The organism is Streptomyces lancefieldiae (assembly GCF_031845825.1).
Lineage (GTDB): Bacteria > Actinomycetota > Actinomycetes > Streptomycetales > Streptomycetaceae > Streptomyces > Streptomyces lancefieldiae.
The window spans coordinates 1-16,942 of record NZ_JAVRFH010000002.1 but is presented as its reverse complement, the minus strand read 5'-3'; the positions used below and the strand labels follow the sequence as shown (position 1 = coordinate 16,942).

General features: G+C 71.1%; 14 protein-coding genes. 10 read left to right on the top strand and 4 right to left on the bottom strand.

What is annotated here, in order from left to right:
• Positions 1-95: 95 nt before the first annotated feature.
• Both RM812_RS02145 and RM812_RS02140 read right to left on the bottom strand, forming a co-directional pair.
• On the bottom strand, positions 96-911 hold the full coding sequence (locus RM812_RS02145) for a DUF4344 domain-containing metallopeptidase (RefSeq protein WP_311570642.1): 816 nt from the start codon (positions 909-911) through the stop codon (positions 96-98).
• A 196-nt stretch (positions 912-1,107) separates the two neighbouring features.
• Positions 1,108-1,371: a hypothetical protein gene (locus tag RM812_RS02140; protein ID WP_311570932.1), complete on the bottom strand. Its 264-nt coding sequence runs from the start codon at positions 1,369-1,371 to the stop codon at positions 1,108-1,110.
• A gap of 508 nt (positions 1,372-1,879) precedes the next feature.
• Between RM812_RS02140 and RM812_RS02135 the strand changes: the two genes are divergently transcribed.
• Both RM812_RS02135 and RM812_RS02130 read left to right on the top strand, forming a co-directional pair.
• A complete protein-coding gene (locus RM812_RS02135) occupies positions 1,880-2,446 on the top strand; it encodes a DinB family protein (RefSeq protein WP_311570641.1) in 567 nt (188 codons plus the stop codon).
• Between the two features lie 39 nt (positions 2,447-2,485).
• Positions 2,486-3,178, top strand: coding sequence for a hypothetical protein (locus RM812_RS02130; protein WP_311570640.1), 693 nt, complete (start codon positions 2,486-2,488; stop codon positions 3,176-3,178).
• A 308-nt stretch (positions 3,179-3,486) separates the two neighbouring features.
• Here RM812_RS02130 and RM812_RS02125 read toward each other — a convergent pair whose 3' ends face one another.
• Positions 3,487-6,168, bottom strand: a complete 2,682-nt coding sequence (locus tag RM812_RS02125; RefSeq protein ID WP_311570639.1) for a cellulosome protein — start codon at positions 6,166-6,168, stop codon at positions 3,487-3,489.
• A gap of 459 nt (positions 6,169-6,627) precedes the next feature.
• Between RM812_RS02125 and RM812_RS02120 the strand changes: the two genes are divergently transcribed.
• The 8 genes from RM812_RS02120 to RM812_RS02085 all read left to right on the top strand — a co-directional run bounded on the left by RM812_RS02120 (position 6,628) and on the right by RM812_RS02085 (position 16,576).
• Positions 6,628-7,650, top strand: coding sequence for a LacI family DNA-binding transcriptional regulator (locus tag RM812_RS02120; protein WP_311570638.1), 1,023 nt, complete (start codon positions 6,628-6,630; stop codon positions 7,648-7,650).
• A 216-nt stretch (positions 7,651-7,866) separates the two neighbouring features.
• A complete protein-coding gene (locus RM812_RS02115) occupies positions 7,867-9,111 on the top strand; it encodes a sugar ABC transporter substrate-binding protein (RefSeq protein ID WP_311570637.1) in 1,245 nt (414 codons plus the stop codon).
• A 20-nt stretch (positions 9,112-9,131) separates the two neighbouring features.
• Positions 9,132-10,115 (top strand): carbohydrate ABC transporter permease, encoded by a 984-nt coding sequence (locus RM812_RS02110; protein WP_311570636.1) that lies wholly within the window; start codon positions 9,132-9,134, stop codon positions 10,113-10,115.
• Positions 10,112-10,957 carry a carbohydrate ABC transporter permease gene (locus RM812_RS02105; protein ID WP_311570635.1) on the top strand — a complete coding sequence of 282 codons (846 nt, stop codon included), beginning with the start codon at positions 10,112-10,114 and terminating at the stop codon, positions 10,955-10,957. The genes RM812_RS02110 and RM812_RS02105 overlap by 4 nt, the downstream gene beginning before the upstream one ends.
• Before the next feature lie 84 nt (positions 10,958-11,041).
• Entirely contained in the window at positions 11,042-12,853 is a 1,812-nt protein-coding gene (locus RM812_RS02100; protein WP_311570634.1) for an amylo-alpha-1,6-glucosidase, read from the top strand.
• A 534-nt stretch (positions 12,854-13,387) separates the two neighbouring features.
• A complete protein-coding gene (locus tag RM812_RS02095; RefSeq protein WP_311570633.1) occupies positions 13,388-14,749 on the top strand; it encodes a bifunctional o-acetylhomoserine/o-acetylserine sulfhydrylase in 1,362 nt (453 codons plus the stop codon).
• Positions 14,746-15,891, top strand: coding sequence for a homoserine O-acetyltransferase MetX (metX, locus tag RM812_RS02090; RefSeq protein WP_311570931.1), 1,146 nt, complete (start codon positions 14,746-14,748; stop codon positions 15,889-15,891). The genes RM812_RS02095 and metX overlap by 4 nt, the downstream gene beginning before the upstream one ends.
• Positions 15,892-16,426: 535 nt before the next feature.
• Positions 16,427-16,576 (top strand): hypothetical protein, encoded by a 150-nt coding sequence (locus tag RM812_RS02085; RefSeq protein ID WP_311570632.1) that lies wholly within the window; start codon positions 16,427-16,429, stop codon positions 16,574-16,576.
• Between the two features lie 128 nt (positions 16,577-16,704).
• Here RM812_RS02085 and RM812_RS02080 read toward each other — a convergent pair.
• Positions 16,705-16,942 (bottom strand): zinc-binding dehydrogenase (locus RM812_RS02080; protein ID WP_311570631.1); only part of this gene is annotated, 238 nt, incomplete at its 5' end.

Genomic DNA, 16,942 nt, shown 5'->3' with positions numbered 1-16,942 from the left:
GCCTCGCCGGGCCGGGAACGGCCGGGCCACCGGGCGTCGTCCGCGTACCCCCCAGCGATGACCGCCGGTCGCTGAGCGTCGGTCCGTACGGGGGGTCAGCCCGCCCGCAGGTGAGGTGCGAGCGCTGTCGTCCACCAGGTGCGTACGGCGTTCCACTCCTTCGCGCACCCTTTCGCCCGCTCGGCGGGCAGGGCGTCCGCGCCCACCAGGCCCCGGTGGCGGCCGGAGGCGGCGCCGTAGACGTAGCAGCGGTGGTTGACCGCACGCCGACCGTCCGAGGAGTGCTCGTCGGGCCCGTCGTCGGCATCCTCGTTCGCGACCTCGGACAGGTGCCAGGCGTCGGCGGCGGCGAGCAACCGCTGTTCACCGGAGGCGCCCTCGCGCAGCAGCATCAGGGCGGCGAACTGGTCGGCGACATCCTCTTCCCGGCCGCGCACGCGCAGTTCGAGGACGTCCACGAGGGCGTGCGCCATCTCGTGGTACAGCGTTTCCAGCATGACGGCTGCCACGTCGTCGTCCGCCCGACCGGGCCCGGCCCGCCGGAAGAGCTCCCGCGTTTCGGAGACTTCGTCGTAGCAGACCTCCACGTGCGTGAGCTCGGGATCGTAGGAGGACCCTTCGCCGCCACACGAGACCACGCCGACGGATACCCGCCGGTCCACCTCGACCAGGGCGGAAATCGCCGACGCGGCCTCCTCCACCACCTTCCGCCTTCGCAGGAACGCCGCGTCGTCCCGGTCGGTGTCCGTGGGCGCCTCGTACCGGATTGCGATGCCCGAGCCTTCCGCCCCGGTACGGACGACATCCGGCTTCTGGCAGCCGGACACACCGGCGACCGCTGCCAGCACGCTCCCCGCGAGGCCCGCACCGAACCGGCCCACCGACCGCATCCCCCACCCGCCTCGCATCATCGTCACCACCATCGTGCCCCGGCACGGGGAACCGCCGTCCCGTGAACGACGACGCCGGGCCGCCCCGAGCGTGTCGTGCCGCGTCCTCCCGGGCGAGGAGGGAGATCAGGCAAGGAGTGAGCCGACCGCCTGCCGGCGGACCTCGCCCCGTGTCGGAACCCGTGTGCCGGACCTTGAGGGAAGCCCCTTCGACCGGTCACAGACCTGTGACGTCCTCGGCCCTCTTGACGACGGAGCGGAGCTTGTCCACCACGGCGTTGTGCCGCCTCTCGCGCGCCGCCCGGTCCGCCGGTACCAGCCGCGCGGCGGCCTGCACGGCGTGGGCGTCCGGGTCACCGAAGGCAGTCTGCGGATGCTCTCCCGTATCCGCGCAGTGGGCCGTGACGTCTTTGACCGCCCGGAGCACGACTTCCCGGTCCACGCCCGGCTGCATGGCCAGCCGCACCTGGAAACGCGCCATCCACTTCTCGCGGTCCCTCTCCCTCGCCGCGTCCGTCGTCTGGCCCTTCTTCACGTACTCTCCCGGGTGATCGGCGTTCGTTCGTCGTGGAGTTGGACGCTGCGGCGACCAAGCGGGTTGCGGCGTGAGCGAAAACAGGGCGGCGCCGACGGCCGGCCACGGAACGCTGGGCGGTTACGGCCCCCGTTCACCAGGGTCCCCCACCTGCCTCGAACGCTCGCCGTGGGAGGGAGCCGTCCCACCCGCCCCGCTGGTCGGTACCCTCTCGCCTCTCGCACAGGCAGACCCGGAGGGTGACACACTGCGGCGGTGGAACTGACCGATCACGCGAACACAGTCGACCTCCGCCCGCTGCGCCATGAGCCGGCCTTCGGTCCCGCCGGCCACACCGGGGGTGGGGTGGTGCCTCGCGTGCACCTGTTCCTGGAGGGGATGCCCCCTGGGCAGCAGGATGATGCTGCCGGATACCCGATTCCCCACGGCACCGGCGGTGTGCGAGAGTCGGCCAGTGACTGCCTCCCGGAAAGAACACGCCCCGCGGTACGCGCTCGGCCTGCTGCGCTGGCAGTTCGACCTGACCTGGTCGCTGTTCGAGTACCACCTGGAAAAGCTGGAACCCGACGACTTCCTGTGGGAACCCGCCGCACACTGCTGGACGGTACGTCGGGCCGACGACGGCACATGGGTGCCGGACTGGGCCGAGAGTGAACCCGACCCCGTTCCGGTACCGACCATCGGCTGGCTGAGCTGGCACATCGGCTGGTGGTGGAGCGTGGCCATCGACCACGCGCACGGCAGAACGCCTCGGGAGCGAAGCGACATCACCTGGCCGGGCGCGGGCAAGCCGGCCGTCGAGTGGCTCTACGGTCTACGCGCGGACTGGGGCAGGGCACTGGACCGGCTCACCGACGCCGACCTGGACTCGACCGCCCCGTTCCCGTGGCAGAACGGCCCCCGGCACACCGTCGCCCACATGGTTGCCTGGGTGAACGCCGAACTGATGAAGAACGCCGCGGAGATCGGCCAACTCCGCCTGCAACGAGCCGTCAGCCATCCGCCGACAGCCACGGGCTGACGGCTACCGCACAGGCCGTCGTCGCTGATCATTGAAGGCATGAACCGCCCCACACCTCTCAGCACGCTGGCCCTGAAGCATGCGATACCGCATCCTCTCGCAATAGAGCAATGGGCGGAGGTGCGCCCGCTGATCGACGGTCGGGACGTGCTCGAAGAGATCCACCCCGGAGGGGTGTCCAGCTGCTCACGCCGCGAGTGGGCCGGGCCGGCCGATGAGTGGCCACTGGCGGCGCTGGAGGAGCCTCGCGAGATCGAGCTGTCCAACAACGACTGCTGCACCGGCTGCTGCGGAGGCGTCTTCGTCACCGTCCAGCGCCAGGGTGACCGGGTGGTGTGGTCGTCCTGGCGGAACACGAACGACATCCGGGTACCCGTGCCCGCGGACGTTCACTTCGACGCGGCCCAGTACGACGCCGAACTGGCACGTGCCGTTGCGGACACCAGATGGGAGGAGCCCGTGGACACCGTCGCCCGGCTGGTGACCCGGGAGTTCGCGGACAGCGGGTGGTTCGAACGGTGGGATTGCGTCGTGGACCGGGTGGAGCTCCGGCGTGAGGTGCCCGAAGGGGTGGAGGTGTACTTCAGCCGTCGTCGGGAGGCACCGTTGGACGGCCCCGACTTCACCTTCGACCTGCCGGTCACCCGGCACGACCCGGCAGGGGAACAGGCCCGGCGGTTCATCGATCTGATCACAGCCGACGACCCCCGCAAGACCGCCGAACCGCTGTAGGACCGCTGATCCGCTGCAAAGGATCAGCCGCGGGTGGCACCGACCCTCGGTCCACGGTTCTCGAAGCCGGTGACCAGGGCGCGCGGAAGGTGGTGGCTCTGAACGGCCGGGGCCCAGCCGTGAGTCCGGGCGACGGTGATGTCGGGGGTGGAGAGGAGCCTCTGGGTGCGGGTGAATCGGGCCCGGGGCCGGCGGGCCCGGGCCCCGCGGGGAGGCTGCGTCGGAACGGCCCGGTTCTTCAACGGCCAAAGCTGGGGCGAGGCGCCGTGGGAGTCGGCGCCTCGCCTCGGCCGTCGCCGGGAGGGGGCCTACCTCGCGGACAGAGGCGTGACGGCGACCTGGTCGATCACCGGGGCGTACGGAGACCGCTGGTCGTACTGGTTGTAGGTGTCGCCGTCGAAGTCCGGCAGTTCCTCCGCCGTGAAGGTCAGCCGGTTGGTGCCCGTCCTGAGGGTGACCGGCACGGTCAGCTCACGGAAGTCGTTGAAGTGGAAGGTGGTCGGGAACAGGACGCGGTGGGCCGGTCCTCCGTTGACGGAGACGTCGGCGTGGCGGGCGACCGGGTCGGGGTTGTAGTGGGTGGCGGGTGCCTGTTCGCCGTTCGAGTAGCGGATGGTCAGCGCGTGCCGGCCTGACTGGGCGGCCACCACGTCGAGGGTGAGGGCGTTCGCCGTGCCGGCGCCGATGTCCGTGACGGCCTTGCCGCCGTTGGCGAAGCGGTAGGTGTCGGTCGCCTTCACGGCTCCCGAGAGCGAGCCCTTCTCGGCAGGGTAGACGCTGGGCACGAGAGTCCCCCGCGACGGTGCCACCCGCAGCCGGTCGAGGACCAGCGCGCCCGACTCGCCGGTCACGGTGATCTTGTTGACGCCGCCGGAGAGGAACAGCCGCACCCTGTCCGTGCCCTTCTTGTCGCCTCCGGCCAGCGGCAGTTGGAGTTTCTCGCCGTTGAGGGCCAGGCTCGCCCGGCCGCCGCCCAGGTGGTCGACGGAGACGGTGGACTCACCGTCGGCGGGGGAGTGGACCCAGAAGGTCGCGGAGGCACCGCCGGTCAGCGGAACCGTGCCGGGACCGGAGGCGCCGGCACGGGTGTAGGCGGGCCGGGTTCCGTGGAGCGTGGCGTACTCGGCCTCGTAGAGGGCCGGTTGCGTGACGTGCGCGTCGCGCAGGCGGAGGTCCATCCTGTCGATGATCGCGTCGCCCCTGGTGACGCCGAGATCGGGATCCTTCGCGGCGAGCGTGATCCGGTGCCTGCCGGCGCTCAGTCTCACCGTCGTGTCGGTGTGGCCCCACACCACCCACTTGTAGCCCAGGGGCAGCCGCAGCTCCTGCGGGTCCTCGCCGTCGACACGCAGGAAGACGTTGGTCGGTCCCCGCTCCTTCACCAGGCCGTACAGGTTGTAGGAGTTGGCGAAGACGCTCAGGTCGTACGTGCCGTCCTGCGGGACGTCGACGTCGAAGGCGAGGACGCCGTCGGAGCCGGTGCGCAGGCCGCCCACGTTGTAGGCGCCGGACGTGGCGAACTTGCCGACGTCGGAGGGCGTGCCCTCCGGTCCGTTCCTGGAGTAGCCCGAGCCGGTGTACGTCGCGTCCTCGGCCTCGTACGTCCCGCGCCAGCCGACCGAGGGCGAGGCCTGCACACCACCGCCGCCGCCGGGGGAGAGGATGACCTGGTACGCGGACATCTCGTTCATGCCCCGCATCGGCAGGGTCACCGTGCCGTCCGCGCCGACCTCGACCTTCCGGTCGGTCAGTCGCAGCGGTTGTGCCGAGTCGCCGACCTGTCCGGTCCAGGGGATCTCCTGCACCGTGGCGTGCACGGTCTTCCCGAACAGCCCGGGGTCGACGTTGCGGAAGACGACGTCCGCGTCACCGCTCTTGCCGCCGAAGAGGGCCCTGGACTGCTTCTTGCTCTCGTCCAGGGTGGCCACGCCCTGGAGCGTGTACTGCACGTTGGGATGGGGCGCGGTCACCCGCACCGTGTGCCCGGACATCTGGCCGTAGGCGTTGAACAGCCACCACTGGCCGTTGCCCTTGTTGGCCTCCACGGCGGAGTCGTTGAGGTTGCCGTCGATGTTCCAGTACGCCAGGTCGGCGTCGATCTTCGACTCCTCGATGGCGGAGACCCACTGGACGACCTGGCCGGGCACCGAGAGGTGGTAGTTGTGGCCGTACTCGTTGACGTTGACCGGCAGCGGGCCGATCCCGATCTCCTTCTCCCACCCGCGGTACCTGGCCACACTCGTGCGGATCGCCGCGGGCGAGGACAGCTCGTGCCAGGTCATCACGTCCGGCACCACGCCGTTGTCCTTGGCGTACCTGAGGAAGCCCTTGACCTGGTCGAAGAGGAGGGAGGTGTTGGGGCCCGCGATCCGCGCGGCCGGGTCCAGGCTCCTGATCAGGTGGTGCACCTCCTTCCAGGCCGAGAAGTACTCCTGCGGGTCGTCCAGCCAGGAGACGTTGTCGTAGCTCCAGGCGCCGGTGCCGAACATGTTCCCTTCGGGTTCGTTGAAGGGGACGTAGACGACGTGGTCCTTGTAGTCGCCCATGGTCATGACCTGGCGGACCTGCTTCGCGATCTTCTCCTTGAAGTCCGCGAGCCGGGCGGGACCGTCGGCGCCCGGCCACTGGTAGGGGAAGCCGCGGTAGATGTCGGTCATGTAGATGTAGACGTCCTCGCCACCCGAGTCCACGAACGGCGGCAACATCTCCAGAGCGTCCGCTCCCGGGTGCTGCGGACCGTCCTGGGCCTTGGTGGACACGGTGCGCAGCCGCATGCCCTCGATGAGGTTGCGGCTCGGCACGCCGTCCCCGTAGACGCCGTACAGGGAGCCGGACGCGCCGCCGTGGAAGGCGCCCGTGTCGGTGGCGAGGTCGATGACGAGCCGTTCGGGCTCCGCCGCCCCGGCCGTCCCGGCCGAAGGGCCGGCGAGCAGGGTGGCCGCGACGGCCACCGCCGCGGCACCCGCTGCCGTCGTTCTTGATCGTCTCACTGAGGTCTCCAGGAGTCGGTGCGGTGGATGTGGAGAGGCTTCACCGGTGCTCGACGTGGGTCTGCGAGGGCGCCGCACGGGAAGGCGTCGCCGGAACAACGTTGCGCGGCCGGCCGGCGCGGAGGGGAACGGCCACCAGGTACGACCGCCAGGAACGACCGCCGCCAGGAACGACCGCCTCTGTCGAACCGGTTCGAGGGAAGCTAGCACCGGCGAAACCGGCCAGCAATACTCAGGGCAGAGGGAGTTGGGTCCGGTAACAGCGGGGTGTCCGGGCCATCGCGGGAAAGTCGGCGCAGAGTGTTGACAGCGGCTGGGGTCCTTTCTACCGTCGCCGTAGCGAACCGGTTCGACCACCTCGACCGCCGGTCGCCACCTCTTCCGCAGCCTCAGCGTCATCTGACCGTTTGCCCGCACCACCCCCTCGCAGCCGCCCGTTGATCCGACCGAGGAGCCGCCGTGAACATCGGTGAAATCGCCAGCCGCGCCGGTGTCTCACGCAGCACCGTGTCCTACGCGCTCAGTGGGAAGCGCCCCGTCTCGGACGACACCCGCCGGAAGATCCAGCAGGTCATCGACGAGCTGGGGTACCGGCCCAACGCGAGCGCCCGTGCCCTCGCCAACGGCCGGACCAGCACGATCGGTCTGGTCTTCCCGCCGGCCGGGAACCACTACACAGGTATGCAGCTGGACTTCATCGGCAGCGTCGTGGAAGCCGCCGCGGCGCACGATCACGACGTCCTGCTGTCACCGAGTGGGGCGGACAGCGACCGCTCGTTCCAACGTCTGCTGGGGGAGCGGCGCGTGGACGGCGCCATCCTGATGGAGATCAGACTGGAGGACGACCGGGTCGACCACCTGACCGCGCTGGACTTCCCCTGGGTCGCCATCGGCCGCACCGGGCGTCCGGAGGACGGATGGTGGGTCGGCCTGGACCACACCGCGCTGGCGGCGGCGTGCGTCCACCATCTCGCGGACCTCGGCCACCGCAAGGTCGCCTTCGTGAACCGGCCGGAGCAACTGCTGCGGGCCGGATACGAATCCGCCCATCGGGGACTCGACGGGTTCACCAAGGCCGCCGCGGAGCGCGGGCTGACCGTGCGGACGTACTGCTGCGGGGACGACGCCGCGTCGGGTCAGGCGTGCGTGGAGCAGATCCTCCACGACGACCCGGCCACCACGGCCCTGGTCACCCTGAACGAGGCGGCTCTGGGCGGCCTCTACCGGGCGCTCGCTCAGGCGGGCCGTCATGTGCCGCGCGACTTCTCGGTCACCGGCGTGGTGGCCGGCCGGTGGGCGGAGACGGTGACGCCGCAGCTCACCGCGGCGGACGTACCGGCGGCGGAGATGGGCCGGCGCGCCGTCGAACTCCTCATGGAACGCCTCGACCACCAGGGCGCCGCACCCCGGCACCACCTCCTCGCACCACCGATCTCCCTGCGGGCCAGCACCGGCCCGGCCGGCGCAACGGCCACGGCCTAGGCCCCGGCGGACCCCGCCTCCCCGCACAGTCCCCGTCCCACCGGCCTCCCGCCCCGCCCCAGTCTTCTCGCCGCACCTCACCCCTGCACTTCCGCCCGCCCCAGCCTTCCCGCAGCGCAGCCCACCCACGGGGTGCCGCCCTCGGCTGGTCCCGGCGTGCCCCCGCACGCCTCCATCGCCTCCGCGCACACCTGTGCCAAAGACTAAGGAACCGCGATGCACACATCCTCCAGACACCGTCTCACCGCGGCGGTGGCTCTGTCGACCCTCGTCGCCGTGACCGGCAGCGCGTGCTCCTCCGGTTCGGGCAGCGCCTCCGCCGGCGGCGCGGACAGCGGAACGTACACCGTCTGGGACCCGTACCCGCAGTTCGACAAGGCATCGGCCTGGGCGAAACTGCTGGACGCCTGCGGCGCCAAGTCCGGCGTGAAGATCAAGAGGACGGCCTTCGACACGAGCGACCTCTCCGGCAAGGCGCTGCTGGCGGCGCAGCAGGACAACTCCGCCGACGTACTCGTCGTCGACAACCCGGCGGTCTCCACGCTGGCCGAGGCAGGCGTCCTCACCACGACCGACGAGAACAAGCTCGACACCTCCGCGGTGGACGCCAATCTGCTCGCGGCCGGGCAGTCCGGCGGAAAGACGTACGGAACACCGATCGGCGCCAACACCCTCGCCCTGTACTACAACAAGGACGTGCTGAAGAAGGCCGGGGTCGACATCTCCTCGGTCACGGACTGGACGTCCCTGACGGCAGCCCTCGACAAGGTCAGGAAGACCGGCAAGAAGGGCATCACCTTCTCGGCCATCGGCACGGAGGAGGGCAGCTTCCAGTTCCTGCCGTGGTTCTGGGGCGCGGGCGCGAAGCTGACCGACCTCGACTCCGACGAGGCGGCCGCCGCACTCTCCCTGTGGCAGGACTGGACGAAGAAGGGCTACGCCCCCAACTCGGTCCTCAACAACACCCAGACGACCAGCTGGCAGGAGTTCGCCAGCGGCGACTACGCCTTCGCGGAGAACGGCACCTGGCAGCTCACCAACGCCGAGAAGGCGGGCTTCGACTACGGCGTCCTTCCCATCCCCGCTTCCGGCGGGGGGAGCGCGCCGGCACCGACCGGCGGCGAGTTCGTCACCATCCCGGCCCAGGGCGACACCGGCCGCTACGCCACCTCGCAGAAGCTGGTCTCCTGCCTGACCAGCACCGAGAACCTCCACGCCACCGACACCACCCTGTCCTACGTGGCACCGACCGGCGAAGTGCGGGACAGACAGCTGGCCGCGCACGCCGAGCTGAAGCCCTGGGTCGACGCGGTGAAGGCAGCCAAGGGACGCACCAGTGACGACCTCGGCACCAAGTACCCGAGGATCTCGGAACAGTTGTGGAAGGCGGTCCAGTCCGCCCTCAGCGGCGCGCAGTCGCCCGAGGACGCGCTGGCCAAGGCCCAGTCCGCCGTCAAGTAGCCCAGGGACCCGGTCCGCAGATGACTCACACGACCCAGTTGCCGGACCGCCGGTCCGCGCGCGTCAGGAAGGGGACGGCCGGCGCCGCCCCACCCCCGGCCCCCGCCCGAACACGGCGTCGTCCGACCTCTCAGCAGTGGGCCGCCTGGGGCTTCCTCGCCCCGGTGACGCTCTACCTCGTCCTGTTCTACGCCTACCCGCTGTACCGCAACATCGACCTGAGCCTGCGCCACTACACCGTCCGCTCCTTCGTCCAGGGCGACGCCCCCTTCACGGGCCTGGAGAACTACCTCACCGTATTCGACGACCCGACCTTCGCGCCGGCCCTGCTGCACACCGCCGTGTTCACCGTCGTGTGCCTGGCCTTCCAGTACGCGATCGGGCTGGCCCTCGCCGTCTTCTTCAACCAGCACTTCCGGCTGTCGGCGACGCTGCGCGCCCTGTTCCTCGTACCCTGGCTGCTGCCGCTCATCGTGTCGGCGTCCACCTGGGCGTGGATGCTCAACAGCGACTCCGGCGTCGTCAACGCGGCCCTGCGCGTGGTCGGCGTCGACCCGGTGAACTGGCTGACCTCCCCGTCGTGGTCACTCACCTCCGTGATCCTCGCCAACATCTGGATCGGCGTGCCGTTCAACCTGGTCGTCCTCCACAGCGGCCTGCAGTCCATCCCGGCGTCGCTGTACGAGGCCGCCGCGCTCGACGGGGCCAACGCCTGGCAGCGGTTCTGGCGCATCACGTTCCCCCTGCTGCGCCCGGTGTCCGCGATCACGCTCCTCCTCGGCCTCGTCTACACCCTGAAGGTCTTCGACATCATCTGGATCATGACCAAGGGCGGCCCCGTGGACTCGTCGACCACCTTCGCCACCTGGTCCTACCAGCTCGGCTTCGGCAACGCCCTGCCCGCCTTCGGGCCGGGTGCGGCCGTCGGGAACCTCCTCGTCGTCGCCGCCCTGGTGTTCGGCCTGATCTACCTGAAGGTCCAGCGAAAGCAGCACGCCTCATGACCACCGCCTCCCTGTCCCGACCGCGCCGCAGCCGGAGCCACTGGTGGAAGACGGTGACGGGGACCGCGCTCACCGCCGTCATGCTCTTCCCGGTGTACTGGATGCTCAACGTGTCCTTCACCCGCGACCAGGACATGCGCAAGAGCCCCCCGGACCTCTTCCCCGCGCACGGCACGCTGGACGGCTACCGCCGGGTCCTCGACGAGCAACTGCCCTACCTCGCCACCAGCCTCGTCATCGGCCTGGCCACCGTCGTGCTCACCGTGGCCCTCGCCGCGCCCGCCGGCTACGCGCTGGCCAAGCTGCGGCCGCGCGGCGGCGGCATTCTGTCCTTCGTCCTGCTGGCCGCCCAGATGATCCCCGGCATCATCATGGCGATGGGCTTCTACGCCATCTACCTCAGCCTCGGCCTGCTCCAGTCGGTGCCCGGCCTGATCGTCGCGGACTCCACGCTGGCCGTGCCCTTCGCGGTGCTCATCTTCACCGCCTTCATGTCCGGCATCCCCCGCGAACTGATCCAGGCCGCCACGATGGACGGAGCAGGAGCCCTGCGCACCTTCCGGTCCGTCATCCTGCCGATGAGCCGCAACGCCGTGGTCACGGTGTCCCTGTTCACGTTCCTGTGGTCCTGGTCCGACTTCGTCTTCGCCGGCACGCTCGCGAGCGGCGGCGCCCACCAACCGATCACCCTCGGCATCTACCACTACATCGGCAACAACAACCAGGAGTGGAACGCCATCATGGCCACCGCAGTCCTCGCCTCGGTGCCGGCCGCCGTCATCCTCGTGCTCGCCCAGCGGTACGTCGCCGCCGGCGTCACCGCGGGCGCTGTCAAGGACTGACCTCCACCCGCTCCACGTCGTGATGGCACGCCGTCCGGGCATCGGACGGCCGTCACCTCCTGCTCGAGAAACGAGTCACCCTTCATGACCGCCGCCCGATCCGGCCCGGCCTTCTCCCTCCACGACATCCCCTTCAGCACCTACGGATCCTGGTTCGACATCTCGCCCGTGGTGGCGGAGAAGACGTACGCCGAGGACCTCCACCTCGTCTCCCACCAGACCGGCATGCACGCCGTCCTGCGCCTCACGCCCCTGAGCGCCGGGCGGACCGGCCGTGCCGAGACCCGCGTCGAGGCGACACCCGACCTGCTCAGCTGGGTCGGCCGGGCAGGGCGGGTCGACCTCGCCTACGAGTCGCCCGACACCGTCCGGCTGCGGGGCAGCGGTCTGAGCATGCGCGTCTCCGCGGCGGCGCAGGCTCTGACCCCGTTCAGCGGCACCTACTTCTACCGGGAGCCGCACGCCGAGGCGTACGTCTTCACCTCCTACGAGACCGGGCGGCGCTACCGGATCACCCTCCTGTCGGGAGCCGTGGCGGAAACAGCCGGGAACCAGGTCCTGGGCAGCACCGATCGCCACGTCACCATCGGCGCCGACCGCGACGGAAGCTGGGAGATCGCGGTCGAGGAGTACGAAACCGCGCGCCGCCCCTACCGTTCCCAGGCGACCTTCGACCAGATCGTCCGTGCCACGCGCGACGCCTTCACGGCCTTCACGGACGCCGTGGCGCCGTGGCGGTCGCCCGCCACCCCTGCCGCCGAACTCGCCGCCTACGTCCTGTGGTCCGCGACCGTCCGCCCCAAGGGCTTCGTGACCCGGCCGGCCGTGCTGATGTCCAAACACTGGATGGACAAGGTATGGAGCTGGGACCACTGCTTCAACGCCCTCGCCCTCGCCCCGGGACATCCGGATCTGGCCTGGGACCAGTTCTCCCTGCCCTTCGACCACCAGGACGACAGCGGGGCCCTGCCGGACTCGGTCACGCACTCGGAAGTCCTGCACAACTTCGTCAAACCGCCCGTCCACGGCTGGGCCTTCGGCCACCTGCGCCGACGACTCCCGCACCCCCTCGGGGCAGCACGACTGACCGAGGCGTACGACAGACTCGGCTGCTGGACGGAGTTCTGGCTCACCGCACGGCGCGCACCGGGCGCCACTCTGCCCCACTACCAGCACGGCAACGACAGCGGCTGGGACAACGCCACCACCTTCGACCCCGAACGCGTCATCGTCACCGCCGATCTGGCCGCCTTCCTCGTTCTGCAACTGCGCGAACTCGCCGGTATGGCGCGGGAGCTGTCACTGCCCGACGACGCCCGCAGGTGGGCCAGGACGGCCGACACGGTGCAGGCGGCGATGCTCGAGGAGCTGTGGAGTGACGGCCGGTTCGTCGCCCGCTCGGTCGACAGCGGCGACGGCTGGGCCGGCGCCAGTCTCCTCGACCTGATGCCCGTCGTGCTGGGCGAGCATCTGCCGGAGGACATCAGCGCCGCGCTGGCCGAGCGGATTCGGGGTCACCTGACCGAGCACGGCCTGGCCACCGAACATCCCGCCTCACCGCACTACGTCGCCGACGGTTACTGGCGCGGGCCGGTCTGGGCCCCGTCCACCGTGCTCGTCGAGGACGGCCTGCGCCGTGCGGGGCACCACCACCTCGCCGACGACATCAGCGCCCGCTTCCGCGCCCTGTGCGAGACCTCGGGGTTCGCGGAGAACTTCGACGCCCTCACCGGCAAGGGGCTGCGCGACCGCGCCTACACCTGGACGGCCGGCAGCTACCTGCTTCTCGCCGAAGCCCACGAACTCCGCCGCGCCGAGCCGTCCCGGCTTCCCGTCGGTGCTCAACCACCCGCAGAGGGCGAGCCGTTGAGGGGTTCGGCCGGGTCTACAGCGTGAAGGCGATGGCCATGGCGATGGCCGTGAGCGTGAGGACGAGAACGGTGACCTGTCCGCCCGTGAGCGGTTCCACGGGCCCACCGGCGCGAGACACCCGCGCACGGTGAGGCCAGGGGGCGAAGTTCCGGCGTCAGCACGGAGGACACCCTCGACTCCGGCTACCGCTACGACGGGGGCCCGCTGCGGACGGCGGCCGGTCGTGTTGCGGTCGTGTGTCAGGATCCGCGTCGCCGTCCGCCGTACTGGTGCCGCGACGCCGGCGTGTGCTTCCCTGACCTCATGACCGTGCTCGTGACCCGCCGCCACGTCGACTACGTGCGTGTCACCACCACGGGCTGTACCGCCCGGAGCTGACACCTCGCCCGGGCCTTCGCCCCGCCTCTCCTCCGTGCCGCGCCGACCTCTGCCCCTCCCGTACGGGCCCGGCGCTCGGTCACGCGGTCCTTCCCCCCGCGCCGGCAGCGCGCCGCGAAGCCTTTCGCGGTGCGCACCCGCGCGTCACGTACTCCGCCCTCCGTGCAAGGGAGCAGCACCATGAGCCAGCCGATCGACTCCGTCACCGCCGGTCACACGCCCGACGAGGAGCCCACCGGGCCCGACACCTCGGCCTGGTCCTTCGAGACCAAGCAGATCCACGCGGGTGCCGCTCCGGACCCGGCGACCGGCGCCCGGGCCACGCCGATCTACCAGACGTCGTCGTTCGTGTTCCGCGACACGCAGCACGCCGCCGACCTGTTCTCGCTCGCCGAGCCCGGCAACATCTACACCCGCATCCACAACCCCACCCAGGACGTACTCGAGCAGCGCATCGCCGCGCTGGAAGGCGGCGTCGCGGCGGTGGCCCTGGCGTCCGGGCAGGCGGCGCAGACCCTGGCGATCCTCACCCTGGCCGGCTCCGGTGACCACATCGTCTCCAGCGCCTCCCTGTACGGGGGCACGTACAACCTGTTCCGCCACACGCTCCCCAGGTTCGGCATCGAGGTGTCCTTCGTCGACGACCCGGACGACGTCGAGGCCTGGCGGGCGGCGATCCGGCCCGGCACCAAGGCCCTGTTCGCCGAGTCGCTGGGCAACCCGCGCGGCAACGTGCTCGACATCCGGGCCGTGGCGGACGCCGCGCACGGAGCCGGCGTGCCGCTGATCGTGGACAACACCGTGCCCACGCCGTATCTGCTGCGTCCCCTCGAGCACGGCGCCGACATCGTCGTCCACTCGGCCACCAAGTTCCTCGGCGGGCACGGGACCACGATCGGCGGCGTCGTCGTCGACGGCGGGACCTTCGACTTCGGCGCCCACGCCGAGCGTTTCCCCGGCTTCACCGAGCCCGACCCCAGCTACCACGGACTGCGGTACTGGACCGCGCTGGGCCCCGGTGCCTTCGCCGTCAAGCTGCGGGTCCAGTTGCTGCGCGACCTCGGCCCCGCCCTCTCGCCGCACTCCGCGTTCCTGCTCCTCCAGGGGGTGGAGACGCTCAGCCTGCGCATCGAGCGGCACTCCGCGAACGCCCAGGCCCTGGCGGAATGGCTGGAGCAGCGTGACGAGGTCGCCGCCGTCCACTACCCGGGGCTGCCGTCCAACCGCTGGTACGAAGCCGGTCGGCGCTATCTGCCGCGCGGCGGGGGCGCCGTTCTGGCCTTCGAACTGCGTGACGGCGTCGAGGCCGGCAAGCGCTTCGTGGACGCAGTCGAACTGTTCAGCCACCTCGCCAACATCGGTGACGTCCGCAGTCTCATCATCCACCCGGCGTCCACCACCCACAGCCAGCTGGACGAACGGCAGCTGGAGGCCACCGGTGCCTCGCCCGGCCTGGTGCGGCTCTCGGTGGGCATCGAGAACCTCGCCGACCTGAAGGCCGACCTGGAGGCCGGGTTCCGGGCGGCGAAGGGGGCGTCCTGAACACCGTACTGTCGCCGTCGCAGGTCCCCCTCCCGCCGGCCTCCGGGGCCTGGCGGGAGGGGGACCCGCCAGGGCGTCGCCAGTGGTACGAGAGCCGGACGCCGCTGGGCTTGGAGGGCGGCGGCCAGCTGCCCGCCCCGCGTCTGGCGTTCGAGACCTGGGGACGGCTCGCACCGGACCGTTCCAACGCCGTGCTGGTCCTGCACGCCCTCACCGGTGACAGTCACGTGACCGGCCCCGCCGGGCCCGGGCACCCGACCCCCGGCTGGTGGGACGGGCTGGTCGGACCCGGACGGGCACTCGACACGGACCGCTGGTTCGTCGTCGCCCCGAATGTCCTCGGCGGCTGCCAGGGCAGCACGGGCCCGGCCTCACGCCGCCCCGACGGACGGCACTGGGGCGGCGACTTCCCGTACCTGACACAGCGTGACCAGGTCGCCGCCGAGGCCGGCCTGGCGGACGCGCTGGGCATCGACCGCTGGGCCCTGGTGGTGGGCGGCTCGATGGGCGGCATGCGGGCGCTGGAGTGGGCCGTGGCGCACCCGGAACGGACGGGCGCGCTGCTGCTGCTCGCCACGACGGCAGCCGCGAGCGCCGAGCAGATCGCGTGGGCCGGCATCCAGCTGCGTGCCATCCGCTCCGACCCGCACTGGCGCGAAGGCCACTACCACGCCACGGCGCACGGGCCGCACGCGGGACTGGGTCTCGCCCGGCGGGTCGCCCACGTCACCTACCGCAGCGAGCCGGAACTCCAGGCCCGCTTCGGCCGCTCCGCCCAGGCCGAGGAGGATCCGCGGTCGGGCGGCCGGTACCGGGTCGGGTCCTACCTCGACCATCACGCCGCCAAGCTGGTGCGCCGGTTCGACGCGGGCAGCTATGTCGTGCTGTGCGAGGCGATGAACAGCCACGACATCGGCCGTGGCCGGGGCGGTGTGCGCGCCGCGCTGGGCCGGGTGACGGCCAGGACCCTGGTGGCCGGAGTCGATTCCGACCGTCTCTACCCCCTTTCCCAGCAGGCGGAGCTGGCGGCGGGCATCCCCACGGCCGACGGCCTCCGGGTCATCGAGTCCCCCTGCGGCCACGACGGCTTCCTCGTCGAGGTGGAGCAGGTCGCCGCGCTCGTGGCGGATCTCCTGCCCTGAGCCGGCCGGAACCGAAGGGAGCGGTGGGTTCGCGCCCGTCGGTTCGCGTCCGGGCCGGGCCTCGGCCGGGTCCGGCCGTCGCTGCGGGCGAAGGACGGCGGGCTGTCGTTTCGGACGCCGTCCTTGTGGCCGTTGGCGGCGAGCAGTTGCTGCATGCTCTTGTGTGCGGGGGCGGCTTTGGTGTTGCTCTCGTCGTGGAAGAGCCTGAGGTGGTACTGCCCCCACTCGGGGTGCTCCGTGGGCCTCGCGGCGTAGTGCCCGTCCAAGGTGCCCGTCCGGCGCTGCACCCAGTGGGACGCCGCCGCGTTCCCCGCGCGCTGCAGAAGCGCGGCCACACCAGTGAGGGGCGCCCCGCTCCTGGCGGCGGCCCGCCGCGTCGTCTGCACCTCCGGGGCTCGCTCGCGCGTGCTCTTCTCGTCCTTCCGGTCGATGTCACCGAGCCCAGGAGCGGTAGCGGTGCACGGAGTTCCGAGACCCCATGGGCCACCGCCCTGTCTCAGGCCGGTGCGTCCGTGGGTTCGGTGGGAACACGAGGATGCCGTGCGAGCCGACGGGCTTCGGCTGTGACATCGGCGTCGTCCTGAGCCGGTGTTCTGTCGCCGTGGTCGAGGGTGTCGTACTCGTCGTCCAGCTCGGCGAGTCGCTCGGCCGGCGGAAGGTCGTGTCCGAAGCGCCGGCAGCGTGACGCTTTTCAGCGGCACCGGCGAGGCCCCAGTGCAGGGCCCCGCCGGTGCCGCCGCCGTCGAGCTTCTGGGCCGCTCACCGGCGGAAGAGCGAACGGCGGGCGGTCCGGTCAGGTGCGGTCGGAGGTGATCAGGGAACGACCACGACCGTCTTGCCGGGCAGTAGCCCCGCGCCGGCGTCCGCATGCACGGCGGCCAGCTCGGCCAACGGGCGGTGGGCGGCGACGTGGAGCCGGAGCTTGCCGGCGTCCACCTTGGCGACCAGCTCGGCCAGCTGGGCTCCGTCGCTGCGGACCCACAGGCTCGCGCTGCGCACTCCCCGGGTGGGGTCCTCGGGAATCGGGCCGGCCGTGCTGGCGGCGACCCCG

Coding starts and splice junctions, on each gene's coding strand:
- RM812_RS02115 (WP_311570637.1), top strand. CDS start 7,867: ATGCACACATCCTCCAGACACCGTCTCACCGCGGCGGTGGCTCTGTCG.
- RM812_RS02110 (WP_311570636.1), top strand. CDS start 9,132: ATGACTCACACGACCCAGTTGCCGGACCGCCGGTCCGCGCGCGTCAGG.
- RM812_RS02140 (WP_311570932.1), bottom strand. CDS start 1,371: ATGGCGCGTTTCCAGGTGCGGCTGGCCATGCAGCCGGGCGTGGACCGG.
- RM812_RS02085 (WP_311570632.1), top strand. CDS start 16,427: ATGCCGTGCGAGCCGACGGGCTTCGGCTGTGACATCGGCGTCGTCCTG.
- RM812_RS02130 (WP_311570640.1), top strand. CDS start 2,486: ATGAACCGCCCCACACCTCTCAGCACGCTGGCCCTGAAGCATGCGATA.
- RM812_RS02095 (WP_311570633.1), top strand. CDS start 13,388: ATGAGCCAGCCGATCGACTCCGTCACCGCCGGTCACACGCCCGACGAG.
- RM812_RS02100 (WP_311570634.1), top strand. CDS start 11,042: ATGACCGCCGCCCGATCCGGCCCGGCCTTCTCCCTCCACGACATCCCC.
- RM812_RS02105 (WP_311570635.1), top strand. CDS start 10,112: ATGACCACCGCCTCCCTGTCCCGACCGCGCCGCAGCCGGAGCCACTGG.
- RM812_RS02145 (WP_311570642.1), bottom strand. CDS start 911: ATGATGCGAGGCGGGTGGGGGATGCGGTCGGTGGGCCGGTTCGGTGCG.